A 17,515-nucleotide genomic window follows, 5' to 3' on the forward strand; every position below is an offset into this window, starting at 1 on the left:
GCGGCATAAAATTGTCAACTGTCCTAAATTGGACGATGGACATAAATTCAACCTGGGTTAGGATGTTCACATGGCACTTCGCCATGCCGGAGACTGATATGGACGGTATCCCGAAGCTGGTGACCGACCTGATGATGCCCGATCGCGACGGCGGCTATGCCAAGGGGTATGAGACTCGCGAACTCATCCTGCGCACCTCGCTGCATATTCTGATCGAAGAGGGCTACCGCGCCATGTCGATGCGCCGGATCGCGGCGGCTTGCGGCATGCGCCTCGGCAATCTCACGTATCACTACCCGACGCGCGAGGATCTCGTGCGCGAACTGCTCAACGCGGTGATCAGCAGTTACGAGGTCGAGTTCGGCGCGATTGTCCATGCACCCGGCCTTGCACCGGAAGAACGCCTCACGCGGCTGTGCAGTCTCATCATCGAGGATATCGGCAGCAAGAAAACGACGCGCCTGTTTCCCGAGCTCTGGGCGCTCGCGAACCACGATGCCTTCGTTTACGAACGCGTCCACGAACTCTACGACCGTGCCCGCGCGCCGCTTGTCGAGATCATCGCGGAAATGCGTCCCGATTTGCCGGAGGAGAAGCGTCTGGACCTTGCGCTGTTCATCTCCGCCTCCATGGAGGGGCTTACTGTTTTCGCCGGGTATCAGATGCCCTTTGCGCAGCGGATGCCGGCGGTGGAGCATATCGCGGTCCGCTCCTTCATCGATATCGTGCGAAGCTTCGATCCGGCCTAGACGACGCTACCTTCAAGGATCTGCAGCGTCTTGAGGTCGGAGTGGAAATCGAGCGCATAGTCGCCGCCCTCACGCCCGATCCCCGAAATGCCGATCCCGCCGAACGGCGCGGTGAGATCGCGCACGAGGAAGGTGTTCACCCACACCGTGCCCCCGCGCACTGCCCGGCCAACGCGCTGGGCACGCTCTTCGCTGCCGGTGTAGACGATGCCGGAGAGGCCATAGGCGGTCGAATTGGCGAGCATCACACCTTCGGCTTCGTCCTTGAACGTCTGGAAGGTGAGGACAGGGCCGAAGACTTCGCTCTGGACGACTTCGCTCTGGTTGTCCTTCGGCACGATCAGCGTCGGCTCGATCCAGTTCGCGCCTTCCTTCCAGCGCTTGCCGCCGCGCACGATGGTATCGCCTGCCGCCCGCGCGCGGTCGATGAAGCCGAGGACGCGGTCGGCATGGACGGGGTGAATCAGAGCGGACATCGTGGTTGCGGGATCGCGGCTGTCGCCCATCACATGCGCATCAGTATAGGCGTGGAACTTGGCGAGAAATTGGTCCTTCACGCTGTCCTCGACGATGATCCGCGTGCCAGCCATGCAGACCTGCCCGCTGTCATCAAACTGGCCCGCGGCCTTCTTTGCCGCTGCATCGAGATCGGCATCGGCGAAGACGAGGAGGGGGGACTTGCCGCCCAGCTCTGCGGTGAAGGGGACGATGTTCTCCGCCGCCGCCTTGCCGATGATCCGTGCTGTCGGCACCGAGCCGGTGAAGCTGATGCGCTTGATGCGCGGGTCGGAGGTCAGTGCATTGCCAAGCTCCGCGCCAAGGCCCTGCACAATGTTGAACACGCCCTCCGGAAAGCCCGCTTCCGCGATCAGGTCTGCCAGCACCGAGGCGGACAGCGGGGACCAATCAGCGGGCTTGAGGATCACCGTATTGCCCGCCGCGAGCGCAGGCGCGCACTTCCACGTGGAGAGCATGAACGGCGCATTCCACGGCGTGATGATCAGCGCCGGGCCTGCCGGCATGCGGATCACGCGGTTGAGCGTACCGCGCGAGGACCAGACGCGTTCCTCATGCGCCGTCGCCAGATCGGCATAGTTGCGGAAATTCGCCGCGCCGCGCAGGATCACGCGCAGGCGCAGGCTTTCGAGCAGCATGCCCATGTCGAGGCATTCGATCGTGGCCAGCTTTTCGACATTGGCCTCGATCAGGTCCGCCAGTCGGTGCAGATAGGCACCGCGCTCGGCGGCGGTCAGCGCTGCCCAGGCTGGAAATGCTGCGCTAGCCGCTTCTGCAGCAAGCGCAGCCGTCTGCGCATCTCCGCGCGCCATGTCGGCCAGCTTGCAATCCCAGTCGAACGGGCAGCGCGTCTCGAACGTTTCAGCCGAGCTGACCCGCTTGCCGCCGATAAAATGGTCGGGCGAGACGGCAAAGCCGCCGATATCGATGCGTTCGCGCATGGCGCTTCCCGTCAGATGTAGTGGAGGTAGTAGGCGAGCTGTTCTTCGGCCGACTTGCCTTCGAGAATGCGCACTTCCTCGCGCTTGATGGCGATGAAGTTGTCGACCAGTTCCTGCCCGATCGCGCCGGACAGAACTGTGTCCGCCTCCAGCGCATCGAGCGCAGAGCCGAGATCGTGCGGGGTGTGGCGATCGGTGCTGATCGTCTCCAGTCCGTCGTTCACTTCCTCCGGCGGCAATTCGTAGGCATTGTCGAGACCGAGCAGGCCCGCCTGCAGCATCGCGGCCATCGCAAAGTAAGGGCTGGCGGCGCAGTCTGCCATGCGGTGCTCGATGCGGGCGGCAGGGCCGGTCTCTGCCGAAACGCGCACGGTCACGCTGCGGTGATCGATGCCCCAATTGGCCCAATAGCCCGAAAGGCTGGCGGGCTGGAGCCGGGCATAGCTCTGGGTGAGCGGTGCCATGATCGCGGACAGCGCTTCGTGGTGGCGCAGCATTCCGGCGATCGCGCCCTGCATGGTGGGCGAAAGCGAGCCATTGGCCACATCGTTCGCGAAGGCATTGCTGCCGTCCGCCTGCATGAAGCTGAGGTTGAAATGGAGCCCGCTCCCGCTTTTGTCGGCGAAGGGCTTGGGCAGGAACGAGAGCAGGTAGCCGCGCTTGTAGAGCACTTCGCGCGCCATCTGGCGGAAGAGGAAGGCATCGTCCGCCGCCTTCATCGCATCGGCATAGCGCAGGGTAAGCTCGAATTGCGGCGCATCGAATTCGGCATTGATGGATTCGATGGGAATGCCGCAAGCCGCCGCTGTCGCCCAGACTTCCTCGATCAGGCCGGCCGGATCGGCGAACGGGCCGGTGCCGTAAACGAACCCGCCCGGCGTGTCATAGGGCACCCAGCTACCATCCGGTCCGCGCTGGAAGACATAGGCTTCCATTTCGATGCCCACCATCGGATCGAGCCCGCGCGCCCGCCACGCCTCGATCGCGCGGGCGAGCGCAGAACGACCGCACAACGCGAACGGCTCGCCCTTGAACCGCAGCGCGCCCAGCGCGATTTGCGTATTTGCCTCCCACGAGGGGCGCATTTCCGCCGGATCGAAGGTCACTTCCATATCGGGCAGACCCGTCAGCAGCCCACCGCCCGGTGCTGCCACCAGCGCCTTGTCATAAGTCACCGCAAAGGTGCCAACGCACATGCGCGCATGGCCCTTGGCTGCCTCGCTCATCGGCACATATTTGCCGCGCGCGAGATTGAGCTGGTCGGCGAAGAGAATCCGGCATCTTTCGAAGGCTTTGGGTTCGAAGCTCTCGGCGCGCACCTGGCTGGGTTCGATCCTGGACATGCGGTTCATCTCTCTCCCCTTCAGCGCGCTTTTACGCGTACCGGCAGATGCTTTATGCCGTGAATGAAATTGCTGCGCAAAAAGGCGTGATCGCGCACTTGCTCGATTGCTGTCAGGCGCTTGGCCAGTTCCTGCATGACGATAGCTACTTCAAGCTTGGCAAGCCACATGCCGAGGCAGATATGCGGGCCGCCCTGGCCGAACGAGAGGAACGGATTGCGCTCCCGGCCAAGATCGATGCGGTAGGGATCGGGGATCGCCGTCTCGTCGCGGTTGCCCGAAATGAACCACAGCAGGACCTTGTCGCCTTCACGCACCTGCTTGTCATGGAAGGTGAAATCGCGCGTCGCGGTGCGGCGGAAATGCGTGGTGGGGGAGGCATAGCGGATCATTTCGTCCGCCGCGCCTTCCCAGCTGTGGAATTCGCCGTTCTGAAGCCGCTGCAGCAGCGCGGGATCATTCGCCAGTGCATGGATCGTGGCCGAGATCGAATAACGCGTCGTGTCGTTCCCCGCCGCCACCAGCAGGCAGAAGAAATTGCGGAACTCGTCGCGCGACATTTGCGCGCCGCTGTTGGTCGGCTCGCGCACCAGATTGAGCACGCCGATTTGTTCGCCCGCATCCATCCGGTCGAGCAGCTTGTTCGCATAATCGAACAAGTCCATCGCGGCGGGCGAGCGGAACGGGAGCATGCGGTAAGCATCGCTATCGAGCTGATCGACGACGAAGTCGGTGTAGTCCGGGTCGGCGTTGGAAATCAGCGCATCGCCCTTTTCGACGAGCCACGGGCCGTCTTCCTGCGGCACGCCCATGATCTGCGCCAGCATCTGCATGGGCAAGCGCCGCGCGATGCGGTCGACAGCGTCAAACTCGCCTTCCTCAAGCGCGACATCGAGCAGTTCGGTCACGATCTTGCGGATCTGGTCCTCGAACTGGGCAACGGTGCCCTTGGCAAAGGCCTTGGAAACCAGCGCGCGAAAGCCGCGGTGGTGCGGCGCGTCGGTCTCCTGGAAGGTTTTGCGCGCCTCGACTTCCTCCATCGTCTGGTCTTCCATGCGGATGCCGCGCGCGGAAGACAGCAGATCGGCCTGCCGGTTGAGTTCGAGCAGGTCGGCATGGCGCGTTACCGACCAGAAGCCCTTTTCGCCGCTCGCCATTTCGGACCACGCCATCGGCGCTTCGCGGCGCATGCGCGCGAAAGTTTCGAAGGGTGCGCCGTCGTTGAAGGCATCGAGCGAGGACAGATCGACGTGCGCGTCAGCCTGGCGCGAAAATGCAAATGGCATGGGAACCTCTCCTGTTCGATTGCCGTGCTAGTCCCACCTTGGGCCGAGGGACTTGGCATAACCGGACAGAGTGCGCTGTGTGCGGCTTGGGGGCCTTCTTGTCCGCGCGCAGCAGGCCTATTGAGCGCTCATCGCAGCACAAGGAACCGCAACATGGGTGAGATCATCGGAGCAGGGCTCGTCGCACACGCGCCGACCATCATGATGTCCGAGGCGGACCGCCACGAGCTCAACGAGGGCAAGGAAATCAGCCTCGTGCCCGGATTGCGGCGGCTGAAAAGCGAAGTGCTTGATGTGCTGAAGCCCGATGTGATCGTGCTGTTCGATACGCACTGGTTCACCATCGTGGAATTCTGCATCGCCGCGCACGCGCGCCGGACGGGGCTCTACACATCGGACGAACTCCCGCGCGGCATGAAGCAGCTACCCTACGATATTCCGGGCTGCCCCGAACTCGCCGCCGCGATGGCGCAGCGCGCCACCGAACACGGGGTGCGCACCACGGCGAACGATGACCCCTACCTCCCGATGCACTATCCCACGGTCAATCTCTCGACCTTCCTGCAAGGCGAGGAAAAGTGGATTTCGGTGAGCCACGCCTATTCGGCTGAGCCGCACAATTTCCTCGGCGTCGGCGCAGGGATCGGGCAGGCGATCCGCGAATCCGACAAGCGCGTGGTGCTCATTGCCAGCGGATCGATGAGCCACCGCTTCTGGCCCTTCGACCAGATCGCGCAGCACGAAGCCTCCGATCCCATCCACATCTCGTCACCCGAAGCGCGCGAGGCGGATCTTGAGCGGTTGCGCTGGTTTGCCGAGGGCAATCACGCGGCGGTGATCGACACGATGCCGGATTACCTGCGCCACGCCCCTGAGGCCCGCTTCGGCCACTACCTGATGATGGCGGCAGCCTGCGGCGGGCACGAGTGGAAGGCGAAAGGGCGGCAGTTTTCGGACTACGAAAACGCGACCGGGACCAGCCAGGTGCATGTCTGGTTTGATATGTAGGGTTTGCCGTTTGGCGCCGCGCACCCCCACCCGGCCTCCCCCGACCGGGGGAGGGGAAGAAGGAGTGCGGCTGTTGGATTTGGCGGCGCGGCGGTGGGCTGTTCGGGCAATGGGGAGTGATCGCGCGACCGGTGCGGCACCTGCACAGGTGCTGCGGGAGGGGCGTCGTATTCCGCCGGGTGCGAGTGGCCGGACTGCGGAAGAGGTCCGGCGCAGCCATTTGTGTCGATCATGGCCCGGGACCGGGGTAGCGGCTCGCAGGCGTGCCGGTCTTTGCTCGCGTCCGGCAGAAGCGGGACGGGAGCCATGATCCTGTGCTGGCGCGGTAAGTGCCTGGCCAAGGACTTTGGGGAAACCGCCCCACCTTGAACCCGCAGCCCGCACCGGTCGCGTTGGCCTGTTACGGCCAAAGGAGCGAGGGCGAGGCCGGCCAAGCCTGCTCCCGATCTGGGCGGGGCGTATAACCTATATGGTTCATTTTGTCAAGGGTTGTGTGCCTCCGGGATCGCGGCGCACCCCCACACACCTTCGTCATTCCCGCGAAGGCGGGAATCCAGACCTCCAAACGCCGCGCTTGCCGCTCTGGATTCCCGCCTTCGCGGGAATGACGAAGGTTTGGATGCTAGCGGATTGGACTAATAAAGCACCTTCGCCTCGATCCAGGCGAGGATTTCCGCACGGCGGGTGCGGTCGTCAAGCACGTCCTCGTCCACCCCCAGCTGCCACGCGAGACCGGAATTTGCCGGATCGGCCGCCAGCGCCGCCAGCTTGTCGCGGTAGGCCACCAGTTCAGCCATATCGGCAAAGAACCCCTGCGCCACCATGTCCTCGGCATAGAGCGTGTAGAGCTGGACAAGCTGCCCGAGATCGAACTCCGGGTGATACTGCACCGCCCACACTTCGCTCTTGCCGAGCGGGATCACCGCCGCCTGGATCTCGCTGTGCGCGTTGGAAGCCAGCAGCGTCGCGCTTTCCGGCAGGCGGATCACTTCGTCATAATGGATGCAGGGCGCGTCGAACACGGGGGCCTTACCCTTGAACATCGGATGCGTGCGGCCTGCGTCATTGAGCAGGATCTTGCGCGCAAAGCCCACTTCGCGGCCCTTGGGATTGAAGGCGACTTCGCCGCCTGCCGCGACGGCCGCGATCTGCAGGCCCCAGCACGAGCCGAAGATCGGCAGGCCGGCCTTCGCCGCCTCGACCAGCAGCGCGATCTGGTTGGTTACCGCAAACTCGGCATCATAGGCATGGAGCGCCGAGCCGGTGACGACAAAGCCCGCGTAATCGGCCCAGGTCCGCCCGCCGGGGATCGTCTCGCCTTCGTCGGCGCCGTTCAGCACGTCGAGCGCGATTTCCGGGTGATGCGCGGCAATCGCCTCGATGTAGATCTCGCTCGAGGTGCGCACGCCGAGTTCATGAGCGCGGGCGCGCTTGGGCGCGGTATTGCCTTCAAGCAGCAGCAGTCGGGTCATGGTCTGTCCTGCAAATCAGTGCGCGGTGCCGGCGAGCTTGGCCCGGCAGGCCTGCGGGGAAACCCCGCTCCAGCGGTGGAACGCGCGGGTGAAGTTGCTGTGCTCGGCATAGCCCAGCCTTAGCGCGATCTGCGCGATCGACAAATCGGGGCGAACGCGAAATTCGAACACCGCCTGCCGCATCCGGCATTCATCGAGCACCTGCTGGAACGAACTGCCTTGCTCCGTAAGCTTGCGGCGCAAGGTGCGGCTCGACATGCCCATTTCGCGCGCAAAGCGCTCCTGTTCGATGGCCTGCGTATTGAGATCACGCAGCACCATCTGGCTCAGTCGGTCGACCAGCGGCGTCTCGCGCCGTTTGGTGACGATCGAGCGGGTCAGCAGGCGCACGTCGGCCAGATGGGGATTGGCCTGCGCCGGAAGCGCGAGATCGAGCATCGCGGCGGGGAAGCGGATCTGGTTGGTATCCGCGCCAAAGGTGCAGGGCGCGCAGACGACCTTGCCAATATCGCCGCGCATCTCGTGGCTTTCGGCCTCGAACGCGAATTCGATCTTGTCCCATCCCCCACGCGTCCCGCGCTTCAGGATCTGGCTGACGATGCCCAGCGTGAACATCGCATCATGGTGGCGCGGCCAGATATCGGGATCGAGGATGCGGTAGCTGACCGAGGCCATGTCGTCCTCAAGCCCCAGGCGGATATCGGTGCAATCCTGCAGCAGCGAAAAGTAGTCCACCAGCCGCCGCAGGGCCGAACCCACGCGGCCTGCCGAGTTGATCGCATCGCCCAGCGGCCCGAGCGCGGCGAGATCGTAGTTGCCCCCGGCCAGCCACGGGATAGCGACATCGCGGGTGCGGGCGACAACGGCTTCAGAGAAGCGCACGAATTCCGCCAGCGGCATGGATTCGGGTGGCATCGAATCCGGCGGTGGGCCGGCGCCCAGCACGGGCGCGGCGGCGCGATCTTCCAGAAAGCTTTCCCAGCCGTTCATTGCGGCGGCGCGTACGGTCGCTGGTGCCATGCTGTCTCCCCGGGGGCACGCGTAGGCGTGTTCTTGTGATGCGAGGCTAAGCGATTCGCAGCTTAGGGATATTGATCCAAATCATCAAATCATGATCCAAATAGTCGTGGGCGAGGGCATGGACGTGGCGGCCGGAATGTCCGATCCTGCCAAGCGTGCGCGACCCTGCCATGCAAGGGCACCGGAGATATACGGGGAGACAAACGGCAGATGGCGAACGCAACGCCCGCGCGGCGCGACATTGACGTCAATGGCTGGCCGGCGATCCTCTGCGCGGTGATCCTCGGCACGATCGGCGTGCTCTCGTTCATCATCCAGCCGGGCGTGGTGCAGGGCTATGTCACCCAGCTTCATGTGGACGAGGCGACTGCGGTCAACCTCGCGGGCGTCGAGATGCTGGGGGTCGCGCTGGCGACGATTTTCATGGCGGTGTGGGGCACGCGGATCAACTGGCGCTGGGTTGTGGCGGCAGGACTGGTCATTGCAGCGCTCGGCAACTTTGCCTCGCTCGGTGCCCCTCAAGGCGGACCCTTCGAGATTGCGCGCTTTGTCACAGGGCTTGGCGAGGGGACGATCACCTCGATCAGCTTCACCTTCGTCGGCGTGACCATTCGCGCCGAACGCAACCTCGCGCTCTATCTCACGTTGCTGCTCACCTATGGCGCGTTCGGGCTGTGGTATCTCCCGGAATTCCTGGGCGGTCATGGCCTTGACGGCATGTTCATCGGTTTCGCGGTGCTCTCGCTGGCTTCGCTTGCTACCCTCCCGTTCCTGCCGCACGCCTATTCGCCCGAGGAAATGGTCAATCCCGAAGCCCGCCAACTGGCGACGCCGATGCTGGTCGTCGCACTGGCCGGCGTGCTGGCCTACAACATCGCGCAAGGGATCGCCTGGGCGGTCCTGTTCCTCGTCGGCATCGGTGCAGGGCTGGCCGAGCAATCTGTGGCAGACGCGCTGTTTCTCTCGCAGATCCTCGCCGTTGGCGGCGCGCTCGCTTCGGTGTTCCTCGCGGGGCGTATCAGCCGCAATGGTGCCATCGCTTTCGGCATCCTTGCCGGTGCGGCGAGCATCACGCTGCTGATCGGCAAGCCCACCCTGATGCTCTTCGTGGTCGGTGTCTGCGGTTTCAACGTGCTGTGGAACTTCGTGCTGCCGTTCATCCTTGGCCGCGTCTGCGATTTTGACGAGAGCGGGCGAATGATGTCGTTCGCGATCATGATGCAGATGATCGGCCTCGGCGGCGGTCCGCTGATCGCGGCGCAGCTTCTTGATGGAAGCGGCTATCGTTCGGCCGAATTGCTGTGCGTGGCGCTGTTCCTCGTGAGCTATGCGCTGTTGCTGGTTCCCATCCGCAAGCATCAGGCGCTATCCGCGCTGCCAACCTGATTCCGTTTCAAGAGGAGCTCATGCGTGTTTGAAATCGTGCCAGAAGGCACCGGCCTCGCTGTCCATAACCCGGCGACCGGCGCGCTGATTTCCACCGTGCGCGACTATGCACCCGCCGAGATCGCCGCGATCATCGATGCCGCCGATGCCGCTCGCCCCGCCTGGGCAGCCGAAACAGCCAAGGCGCGCGCAGCCGTGCTCCGCCGCTGGTACGGCCTCATCATGGAGCGGCAGGAGGAACTTGCCGCGCTCATCACCGCCGAATGCGGCAAGCCGCTGGCCGAAGCGCGCGGCGAGGTGGCCTACGGTGCCTCGTTCATCGAATGGTTCGCCGAAGAAGCCAAGCGCGCCTATGGCGAAACGGTGCCGACCTTCGCGGCGGGCAAGCGCGTCCTCACCATCAAGCAGCCGGTTGGCACTTGTGCCGCGATCACGCCGTGGAACTTCCCCATCGCGATGATCACCCGCAAGGTCGGCCCCGCGCTCGCGGCGGGTTGCTCGATCGTGCTGAAGCCCGCCGAGGCGACACCGCTCTCCGCGCTCGCGCTCGAAACCTTGGCGCGTAAGGCAGGGCTGCCGGCGGACTTGTTCCGCGTCACCCCGTCCAATGATCCGGCGGCAGTGGGCACGCTGTTTTGCCACCACCCCAAAATTCGCAAGCTCAGCTTCACCGGCTCGACCCGCGTGGGCAAGATCCTGATGGCGCAGGCGGCGGAGAACGTCACCCGCCTCAGCCTCGAACTCGGCGGCAACGCGCCATTCATCGTGTTCGATGATGCCGATCTCGATGCCGCTGCCGATGGCCTGATGGCCTCCAAGTTCCGCAATGCGGGGCAAACCTGCGTCTGCGCCAATCGTGTGCTGGTGCAGGACGGCGTCTATGATGCCTTTGTCGAGCGCGTGCGCGCAAGGGTCGCGGCGCTCGTAGTGGGCGATGGCGCTACCCCCGGCACCACAGTCGGCCCGCTGATCAACGGTGCGGCGGTTGAGAAGGTGGACGCGCTCGTGCGCGATGCGCTTGCCGGCGGTGCGACCGCGCTGATGGGCGGCAACCGCTCGGACGTCGGCCCCGGCTTCTTCGAGCCGACCGTGCTCACCGGTGTGCGCGGCGATATGGCGATTGCCACCTCCGAAATCTTCGGCCCCGTGGTGCCGCTGATCCGCTTCGCTGATGAGGATGACGCCGTTCGCCAAGCCAACGACACGCCCTTTGGTCTCGCCGCCTACTTCTACGCGCGCGATCTGGGCCGCGTCTGGCGCGTGATGGAAGCGCTCGAATACGGAATGGTCGGCGTGAACGACGGCATCCTGTCGACCGAAGTGGCGCCGTTCGGCGGCATCAAGCAGTCTGGCCTTGGCCGCGAAGGTTCGCGCCACGGCCTCGATGAATATCTCGAACTCAAATACTGCCTCATGGGGGGAATCGGCCGATGACAAGCAATCAGGACCTCTGGGCCCGCCGCGAAGCCGCCGTGCCGCGCGGGGTCTCCTCGATCCACTCGCGCTTCTTCGAGCGCGGTGTGAATGCCGAAGCGTTTGACGCGGACGGCAACCGCTATATCGACTTCGCGACCGGCATCGCGGTGTGCAACACCGGCCATTCCGACCCGCGCATTGTCGATGCGGTGAAGCGCCAGCTTGATCAGTTCTCGCACTGCTCGTTTCAGGTAACGCCGTACGAGAGCTACATCTCGCTGGCCGAACAGCTCAACGCGGCGGCGCCCATCGAAGGGCCGGTCAAGACGATTTTCCTGACCACCGGCGCGGAAGCGCTGGAAAACGCGGTGAAGATCGCGCGTATGGCGACCGGACGGCGCGGCATCATCACCTTCCAGGGCGGCTATCACGGCCGCACGCTGCTCACGCTGGCGATGACCGGCAAAGTGCTTCCCTACAAGGCCGGGTTCGGCCCGCTGCCCGGTGATGTGTTCCACACCCGCTTCCCGATCCCCTACCACGGCTTTGACGAGAAGCAGGCCGTAGCCGCGCTCGAAGCCCTGTTTGCCGCGACCATCGAGCCCTCGGCCGTCGCCGCCATCGTCCTCGAGCCGGTGCTGGGCGAGGGCGGGTTCTACACCGCCTCCTACGCTTTCTTCCGCGCCCTGCGCGATATCTGCGACAAGCACGGCATCCTGCTGATCGCCGACGAGGTCCAGTCGGGCTTTGCGCGCACGGGCCGCCTCTTCGCGATGGACTGGGTGCGCGAGGCGACCGGCGTGACGCCTGATATCATGACCATCGCCAAGGCCATGGCAGGCGGATTCCCGATTTCGGGCGTCATGGGCCGCGCCGATATCATGGACGCACCCGATGCTGGCGGCCTCGGCGGCACCTATGGCGGCTCGCCGCTCGGCTGCGTGGCGGGGCTGGAAGTGCTTAAGATCATCGCCGAGGATGGGCTTTGCGAACGCGCGGTCACCATCGGCAACACGATCAAGGGCACCCTGCGCGCGCTGCAGCAGGGCGGCATGCGCGTGATCGGCGATGTGCGCGGCCCCGGTGCGATGATCGCAATGGAGCTCGTCCACGATGGTGATCCGGACCGGCCCAATCCTGAGCTGACCAAGGCGATCGTGCAGGAAGGCGCGAAGGACGGGCTGCTGCTGCTCTCCTGCGGCATGCGCGGCAATGTGGTGCGCTTCCTGCCGGCACTGACCATGCCCGATGATCTGCTGAACGAAGCGATGGACCGGCTGACCGGCCTGATGCGGCGGGTGGCTGGATAACCAAATTGGAAATAGGGACTGTCCCTATTTTTCCGGCACGCCTTCGCCCTTCCGGTAGCGCCCCGGCGGAATGCCGAAATGGCGGGCGAAGGCGCGGGTGAAGCTCGCGCTCTCGGCAAAGCCGACGTCGAGTGCGATCATGCTGACATTGCGGCGGCTGGTGCGCAGCAGGCGCGCGGCGGTTTCCATGCGGTGTTCGTGCACCAGCTTGCGCCAGCCGGTGCCCTCAGCGGTCAGGCGGCGGTGCAAGGTAGGCACCGAAAGGTCCAGCCGCCGTGCCGCTTCGGCAAGGTCGGGCGGTGCATCGAGCGGTGCCTGCTCGATCATCGCGCGGACCTGACCCGCCAGCGATGCCGCCGTCCCGCGACCGGCCAACCGTTGGAGATGTTCCTCGAGGATCGGATGGAGGCTGGGGCTGAGCACGCGGCCGCGCGCATCGAGATAGCGCCCATCCATCGCAATCGCGTTGCAGTCCTGCTCGAAGAACACGTCGCAGCCGAAGAAGTCGCGGTAGCGCGCATAGTCGCCCACCCGTTCGTGCTCGAAGCGCACTTCGCGGAAATCGATCTCGCCGCCGGTGAATTGCCGGGCGAGGCTGGCCATTGCGCCGATCGAGTACTCTGCATCCTGCCGCCGCCGGGTGAGCGATTGATCGAGCACGCCGTAGGAGAACGTGGCCCAGCCGCCTTCGTCAGCGAACTGGTTCCGGCTCGCCTGCTGCATGGTTGCAAGGTGGCGGGTAAAGCTGGTGAACGCGGTGCGCAGGTCTGGCGCGCTGAGGAACAGGAAGCTGAGCGGGCCGAGGCTGTCCGATCCGGATAGCCGCCCCGCATGCAGCCCGAAGTGCGGGTTGCGCACCAGTTCCGCCGCGTCCTCGAAGAACGAGACGAAGCTTGCGAGCGGGATCAGCCCGTCCGGATCTTCCAGCACCTCGCGCGTCACGCCGATGCGCGCCAGCAGCCCCGCCGCAGAATGGCCGGTCAGCTCGACACAATTGGCCACGTGGCGCAGGAACTGCGCGGCGATCTGGGGCTCGGCCATGCGGCCTAGCCTATCAGCCGCACCCGTGTCGGCAAAGCGCTGTCACTTTGTCTCGAGCGCGGACTCATAGAACGCCGCGCCCTGGCCGCCAGCCGCGCGCTTGCCGCGGAATTCCCAGTCGCCGCCCATCGCGGTGGAGATCACTTCTTCGGACTCGGTCGGCTGCGCGCCGCAATCGTCGCGTATCGGGGTGGGGCCATGGACGATGGTGTTGGTGAGCTTGCCAAGGCCTTCGACCTCGACTTCCACCACATCACCCGGCTGCACCGGGCGGCTGTTGGCAGGCGTGCCCGAAAGCAGCACGTCGCCCGGCTCCAGCGTGATCGTGCGGGCGATGTCTGCGACGAGGTAGTGCATGTCCCACTCCATCTCGCTGGTATTGCCGTCCTGCCGGACTTCGCCGTTGACGATGGTGCGGATCTGCTTGTTCCGGAAATCCCAGCCCGTCACGAGGCCGGGGCCGATCGGGCAGAGCGTGTCAGACCCCTTCACCCGCAGCATCGAACCTGCATCAGTGTCGCGGAAATCATGGAGGCCGTAGTCGTTGGCGACCGAGTAGCCGAGGATGTAGTCGGCAACTTCATCGGGCGAAACGTTGCGGCAGGTCTTGCCGATGACGATGGCGATCTCGCCTTCGTAGTTGAGGTACTTGCAGCGTTCGGGGCGCACGACTGCGCCCTTGTGGGTGTTGAGCGCGGTCAGCGGCTTCTGGAAGTAGGTCGGCGCGGCGGGGAGCCTGGTGATGAACTCCTTGACCCGGCTGATGTAGTTCAGATGCACGCAAATGATCTTGCTGGGGTTGCAGGGCGCCAGATGCACCGCTTCATCGACGCCAACGCTGCGCCCGTCCTTGGTGACAAGTTCGTCGCCGTGGCGGGTGGTCAGGATGGGATAGCCATCGAGCAGGATGCGGCGGTATTCGGTGGTCATCGTCTGGCCCTCGTTTTCATCTGTGCTACGCCTTAGCCGCGCGGCGCGCCACAGGCATTGGCCGCTGCGGCCAAGCTTGCAGGACAGCGGACGCTAGAAGCGGGTGACAGCATCGAGACGAGGTAATGATGAGCGACCTGAAAGGCCTGTTCTATCCCCGCACGCCGAGCGGCAAGGCGAGCATCGTACCGCCGGTGCCGTGGCACTATTCGGGCGAGCTCATCACGCTGGAATACCGCACCGACCCTGCGAAGATCGCGGCGCTGCTGCCCGAGGGTTTCACGCTGGCCGAGGAAGACCCCGGCGCGGTCGCGGCGATCTGGGCGGACTGGCAATCGACCTCCGACGATCCCTTGCAGATCCTTGATCCGGTGCGGGTGCAGTACAAGGAAATGTTCATCGTGGTGCGGTGCCAGTTCCAGGGCAAGACCTGGTCGCGCTGCGTCTATATCTGGGTGGACAAGGAATTCGCGATGCTGCGCGGCCAGCATCAGGGGTATCCCAAAAAGCTCGGCTCGATCCAGATGAGCCGCCCGGTCTACGTCGGCAAGGCTGGCCCGCGCCTGCAGCCGGGCGGAACCTTCGGTGTGACGCTGGCGGCGTTCGACCGGCGGCTGGCCGAGGGGCGCTTCACCATCACCGAGGCGGCGGAGAAGCCCGGCTTCGTCAACGGCTTGCCGATGGTGCACAACCGCTGGATGCCCGCGATCGAGACCGACGGAACCCAGAGCCTCGACGAAGTGGTCACCATGTCGAGCTACGATGTGGACTTCGGGCGCTGCTTCAAGGGCGATTTCGATCTCACGTACTTCGATTCCCCGGTCGAGGAATTGCTGGATATCGCGCCGCAGGAGAAGATCGCCGGGTACTGGCACGAAGTCGGCGTTTCGTGGCGGGCAGGAACGACATTGGCGCGGAACAACCTCGTCTGATCACCGGACCACCGCACCTCCCTTCATCACCAGCTTGATGCGGGCAAGCGCGGATAGATCGCGGGTCGGGTCGCCATCGACAGCAATCAGATCGGCGAGCAGGCCCAGCTTGACCGCACCGCGGTCGGTTAGGTGGAAGGCCTGCGCATTGCCCGAGGTGGCGGCGATGAGGACGGCGGCGGGGCTCATCCCGGCGGCGGCCATCGCGGTCATTTCGCGCACGTTCTCGCCGTGAGCGAAGACGCCGACATCGCCGCCCATGCAGATCGGAACGCCGGCGGTGACGGCGAGCCGCAAGACCGAGCGCCCCTCCACAACGCCCGCCGGGGCGGGCTCCGCACCGTTCCAGCCGCGATAGCGCGCGATGGCTTCCCCGGCGGCGAGCGTGGGGCAAAAGGCGATGCGCTTGGCGGCCATGGCCTTGAACACGGCGGGCGTGCCTTCATCGCCGTGCTCGATGGTATCGACCCCGGCAGCGATGGCGCGGCGCATGCCTTCCGCCGTCACGGCATGGACCGCGACGGTGCGCCCCGCATCGTGCGCGGCGGCGGTGGCGGCGTCCATTTCGGCCTGGCTGAAGGTGGGCAGGCTCGGCTCGCCCGGGCGGTAGTGGTAATCGGCATAGAGTTTCACGACGTCTGCGCCCGCCGCGATCTGATTGCGGACGGCGCGCACCACGCCCTCGACACCGCTGGCTTCCTCGGCGCCCTGCGGGACGGCGACGCCGGGTTCGAAGCCCTTGGGGCCATAGGCGCCCTGCGCGACAATGGCGCGGGTGGCGACGAGGAGGCGGGGGCCGGCAGTTAGGCCGCTGTCGATCGCCTTCCTGAGGCCGACATCGGCATAGCCCGCGCCTTCGGTGCCAAGATCGCGCTCGGTGGTGAAGCCTGCACGCAGCGTGGTTTCGGCGGCCTTGGCGGCGCGGATGGTGCGCAGGGCGAGGGGTTCGTGGAGGACCTGATCGTCCCACGGGGCTTCATTGTAGGGGTGGAGAAACAAGTGGCCGTGGCCCTCGATCATGCCGGGCATGAGGGTTTGGCCGGGGAGGTCGATGGTGGCGGTGCCCGGCGGGACGGTGAGGTTGGGGCCGACGGCGGCGATCCTGTCGCCCTCGACCAGCACCTGCCAGCCGGGATGGGGCGCGGGATCGGTGCCATCGAACACTTGTGCGGGGCGAAGCAGGGTGCGCTGCGGTTCGGCAGCGCCAGCGGCGGCGGGGAGGGCGAGGACAAGCGCGAGCGCGGTGGTGAGAAGGGCCTTCATGCGCGGTGCGCTCCGTTTGAATTCAGGTCAGGTTGACACAGTTGACACAGTCCAGAGGAGAAACTCGCGCGGGCTTTTCCGGCGGGGGCGCTGGCGGCTGGCGGGGCCGAGCGGGTGGCGGAATTGCGCGGGTTTCTGCTCATGCGGGGAGTGTATCGCAGAGCGATGCTGTAGGACAGGGGGCGCTGGGCAGGCTTTGCTGTCCTGCGCATGGCGGTGCGGTCGGCTTTGGGGTGTTTCGTTGCGAATGCTGCCGTTCTGTAGGCGACCCCATTGAGGACATCGCTTGAGGTGATAGCCTCTCGTGATGAGACTTTTCCTCTTAACCGTGTCGTTGCTTCCCATTGATGCGACTGCCGCGTCGTTGGTCGCGGCCTTGAGGGTTGAGGCAGACGCATCAACTTTTATGGTACAGGTCACGGAAGGACTTCCCGGTGGCAACCAGATTGCAATTGACTGCACTGAAAACTGCACAAGGGCGGTTCACTATCGCGAGACAACCGGTGACGCGCCCCTTGGCCTGTTTTCTCGTGATCAGAATGGCTTAGTTTTCTCCATCTGGTCCGGAGGATCAGCTTATCGCGTGATTGTTTGGTCGGTGGCCGGGACCAGCGTGCAGAAAGTTGTCGAACTATCCAGCCGGGGCAGACCCAACTTTTTGTCCGACGCAAATGGTCGGCCTGCGATCGAAATCTTTGAAGGCGAGAGCGGCTTTGTTCCGCTGCACCGGGTACGTTGGACTTTTATCAAGGGTCACTTCGTTCGCTCTGCTGCGAAGGTCAACTAACCACCCAATCGCTGCCATCTGCGTTCGCTAGGGCACTCCCCGTTAGCTGTCATTGCACCGGAACCACGGTTGGCCCGGTGCGGGCATTGCGGGAGGGCTGCGAATGAAAACACAA

At 64.8% G+C, this 17,515-nt stretch carries 15 protein-coding genes; 7 read left to right on the forward strand and 8 right to left on the reverse strand.

Annotated elements, in window-relative coordinates:
• Nucleotides 1–83: 83 nt before the first annotated feature.
• The gene (locus ACO06X_RS00260) at nucleotides 84–749 is read left to right on the forward strand and encodes a TetR/AcrR family transcriptional regulator (protein WP_421838031.1); all 666 of its coding nucleotides are present in this window, start codon (nucleotides 84–86) and stop codon (nucleotides 747–749) included.
• Here the strand turns inward: ACO06X_RS00260 and ACO06X_RS00265 are convergent.
• Genes ACO06X_RS00265 through ACO06X_RS00275 form a run of 3 tightly spaced genes read right to left on the reverse strand, consistent with a single transcriptional unit; the run spans nucleotide 746 to nucleotide 4,835 of the window.
• A complete protein-coding gene (locus ACO06X_RS00265; protein ID WP_421838032.1) occupies nucleotides 746–2,206 on the reverse strand; it encodes an aldehyde dehydrogenase family protein in 1,461 nt (486 codons plus the stop codon). The genes ACO06X_RS00260 and ACO06X_RS00265 overlap by 4 nt on opposite strands.
• 11 nt (nucleotides 2,207–2,217) lie before the next feature.
• On the reverse strand, nucleotides 2,218–3,558 hold the full coding sequence (locus ACO06X_RS00270) for a glutamine synthetase (protein ID WP_421838033.1): 1,341 nt from the start codon (nucleotides 3,556–3,558) through the stop codon (nucleotides 2,218–2,220).
• A gap of 11 nt (nucleotides 3,559–3,569) precedes the next feature.
• Nucleotides 3,570–4,835, reverse strand: coding sequence for a cytochrome P450 (locus ACO06X_RS00275; RefSeq protein WP_421838034.1), 1,266 nt, complete (start codon nucleotides 4,833–4,835; stop codon nucleotides 3,570–3,572).
• 153 nt (nucleotides 4,836–4,988) lie between these two features.
• Here ACO06X_RS00275 and ACO06X_RS00280 point away from each other — a divergent pair, with 153 nt between their 5' ends.
• Nucleotides 4,989–5,843: a 3,4-dihydroxyphenylacetate 2,3-dioxygenase gene (locus ACO06X_RS00280; protein ID WP_421838035.1), complete on the forward strand. Its 855-nt coding sequence runs from the start codon at nucleotides 4,989–4,991 to the stop codon at nucleotides 5,841–5,843.
• 635 nt (nucleotides 5,844–6,478) lie between these two features.
• Here the strand turns inward: ACO06X_RS00280 and ACO06X_RS00285 are convergent.
• Nucleotides 6,479–7,315 carry a type 1 glutamine amidotransferase gene (locus ACO06X_RS00285; protein WP_421838036.1) on the reverse strand — a complete coding sequence of 279 codons (837 nt, stop codon included), beginning with the start codon at nucleotides 7,313–7,315 and terminating at the stop codon, nucleotides 6,479–6,481.
• 15 nt (nucleotides 7,316–7,330) lie between these two features.
• Nucleotides 7,331–8,335 carry an AraC-like transcriptional regulator QhpR gene (gene qhpR / locus ACO06X_RS00290; protein ID WP_421838037.1) on the reverse strand — a complete coding sequence of 335 codons (1,005 nt, stop codon included), beginning with the start codon at nucleotides 8,333–8,335 and terminating at the stop codon, nucleotides 7,331–7,333.
• 210 nt (nucleotides 8,336–8,545) lie between these two features.
• Here qhpR and ACO06X_RS00295 point away from each other — a divergent pair, with 210 nt between their 5' ends.
• The 3 genes from ACO06X_RS00295 to gabT are packed head-to-tail and all read left to right on the forward strand — an operon-like array spanning nucleotide 8,546 to nucleotide 12,447.
• Nucleotides 8,546–9,721: an MFS transporter gene (locus ACO06X_RS00295; protein ID WP_421838038.1), complete on the forward strand. Its 1,176-nt coding sequence runs from the start codon at nucleotides 8,546–8,548 to the stop codon at nucleotides 9,719–9,721.
• Between the two features lie 24 nt (nucleotides 9,722–9,745).
• Nucleotides 9,746–11,155, forward strand: a complete 1,410-nt coding sequence (locus tag ACO06X_RS00300; RefSeq protein WP_421838039.1) for an NAD-dependent succinate-semialdehyde dehydrogenase — start codon at nucleotides 9,746–9,748, stop codon at nucleotides 11,153–11,155.
• The gene (gene gabT / locus ACO06X_RS00305; RefSeq protein WP_421838040.1) at nucleotides 11,152–12,447 is read left to right on the forward strand and encodes a 4-aminobutyrate--2-oxoglutarate transaminase; all 1,296 of its coding nucleotides are present in this window, start codon (nucleotides 11,152–11,154) and stop codon (nucleotides 12,445–12,447) included. The genes ACO06X_RS00300 and gabT overlap by 4 nt, the downstream gene beginning before the upstream one ends.
• Nucleotides 12,448–12,471: 24 nt before the next feature.
• Here gabT and ACO06X_RS00310 read toward each other — a convergent pair whose 3' ends face one another.
• Nucleotides 12,472–13,488, reverse strand: a complete 1,017-nt coding sequence (locus ACO06X_RS00310; RefSeq protein WP_421838041.1) for an AraC family transcriptional regulator — start codon at nucleotides 13,486–13,488, stop codon at nucleotides 12,472–12,474.
• Nucleotides 13,489–13,530: 42 nt separating this feature from the next.
• Entirely contained in the window at nucleotides 13,531–14,418 is an 888-nt protein-coding gene (locus ACO06X_RS00315) for a fumarylacetoacetate hydrolase family protein (protein ID WP_421838042.1), read from the reverse strand.
• A gap of 128 nt (nucleotides 14,419–14,546) precedes the next feature.
• On the opposite strand from ACO06X_RS00315, the gene ACO06X_RS00320 reads away from it, so the two are divergent.
• The gene (locus tag ACO06X_RS00320; RefSeq protein ID WP_421838043.1) at nucleotides 14,547–15,350 is read left to right on the forward strand and encodes an acetoacetate decarboxylase family protein; all 804 of its coding nucleotides are present in this window, start codon (nucleotides 14,547–14,549) and stop codon (nucleotides 15,348–15,350) included.
• On the opposite strand, the gene ACO06X_RS00325 is transcribed toward ACO06X_RS00320, so the two are convergent.
• Complete coding sequence (locus ACO06X_RS00325; protein WP_421838044.1) at nucleotides 15,351–16,613, reverse strand: amidohydrolase family protein; 1,263 nt, start codon at nucleotides 16,611–16,613, stop codon at nucleotides 15,351–15,353.
• A 307-nt stretch (nucleotides 16,614–16,920) separates the two neighbouring features.
• On the opposite strand from ACO06X_RS00325, the gene ACO06X_RS00330 reads away from it, so the two are divergent.
• Nucleotides 16,921–17,400 (forward strand): hypothetical protein, encoded by a 480-nt coding sequence (locus tag ACO06X_RS00330; RefSeq protein ID WP_421838045.1) that lies wholly within the window; start codon nucleotides 16,921–16,923, stop codon nucleotides 17,398–17,400.
• Nucleotides 17,401–17,515 lie beyond the last annotated feature (115 nt).

Origin of the sequence: Novosphingobium sp. (assembly GCF_965229225.1) — a bacterium.
Classification (GTDB): domain Bacteria; phylum Pseudomonadota; class Alphaproteobacteria; order Sphingomonadales; family Sphingomonadaceae; genus Novosphingobium.

What these genes read in the sequence shown, in the direction of transcription:
- ACO06X_RS00260 (WP_421838031.1), top strand. Translation starts at nt 84, where the DNA reads ATGCCGGAGACTGATATGGACGGTATCCCGAAGCTGGTGACCGACCTG.
- ACO06X_RS00265 (WP_421838032.1), bottom strand. Translation starts at nt 2,206, where the DNA reads ATGCGCGAACGCATCGATATCGGCGGCTTTGCCGTCTCGCCCGACCAT.
- ACO06X_RS00270 (WP_421838033.1), bottom strand. Translation starts at nt 3,558, where the DNA reads ATGAACCGCATGTCCAGGATCGAACCCAGCCAGGTGCGCGCCGAGAGC.
- ACO06X_RS00275 (WP_421838034.1), bottom strand. Translation starts at nt 4,835, where the DNA reads ATGCCATTTGCATTTTCGCGCCAGGCTGACGCGCACGTCGATCTGTCC.
- ACO06X_RS00280 (WP_421838035.1), top strand. Translation starts at nt 4,989, where the DNA reads ATGGGTGAGATCATCGGAGCAGGGCTCGTCGCACACGCGCCGACCATC.
- ACO06X_RS00285 (WP_421838036.1), bottom strand. Translation starts at nt 7,315, where the DNA reads ATGACCCGACTGCTGCTGCTTGAAGGCAATACCGCGCCCAAGCGCGCC.
- qhpR (WP_421838037.1), bottom strand. Translation starts at nt 8,335, where the DNA reads ATGGCACCAGCGACCGTACGCGCCGCCGCAATGAACGGCTGGGAAAGC.
- ACO06X_RS00295 (WP_421838038.1), top strand. Translation starts at nt 8,546, where the DNA reads ATGGCGAACGCAACGCCCGCGCGGCGCGACATTGACGTCAATGGCTGG.
- gabT (WP_421838040.1), top strand. Translation starts at nt 11,152, where the DNA reads ATGACAAGCAATCAGGACCTCTGGGCCCGCCGCGAAGCCGCCGTGCCG.
- ACO06X_RS00310 (WP_421838041.1), bottom strand. Translation starts at nt 13,488, where the DNA reads ATGGCCGAGCCCCAGATCGCCGCGCAGTTCCTGCGCCACGTGGCCAAT.
- ACO06X_RS00315 (WP_421838042.1), bottom strand. Translation starts at nt 14,418, where the DNA reads ATGACCACCGAATACCGCCGCATCCTGCTCGATGGCTATCCCATCCTG.
- ACO06X_RS00320 (WP_421838043.1), top strand. Translation starts at nt 14,547, where the DNA reads ATGAGCGACCTGAAAGGCCTGTTCTATCCCCGCACGCCGAGCGGCAAG.
- ACO06X_RS00325 (WP_421838044.1), bottom strand. Translation starts at nt 16,613, where the DNA reads ATGAAGGCCCTTCTCACCACCGCGCTCGCGCTTGTCCTCGCCCTCCCC.
- ACO06X_RS00330 (WP_421838045.1), top strand. Translation starts at nt 16,921, where the DNA reads ATGAGACTTTTCCTCTTAACCGTGTCGTTGCTTCCCATTGATGCGACT.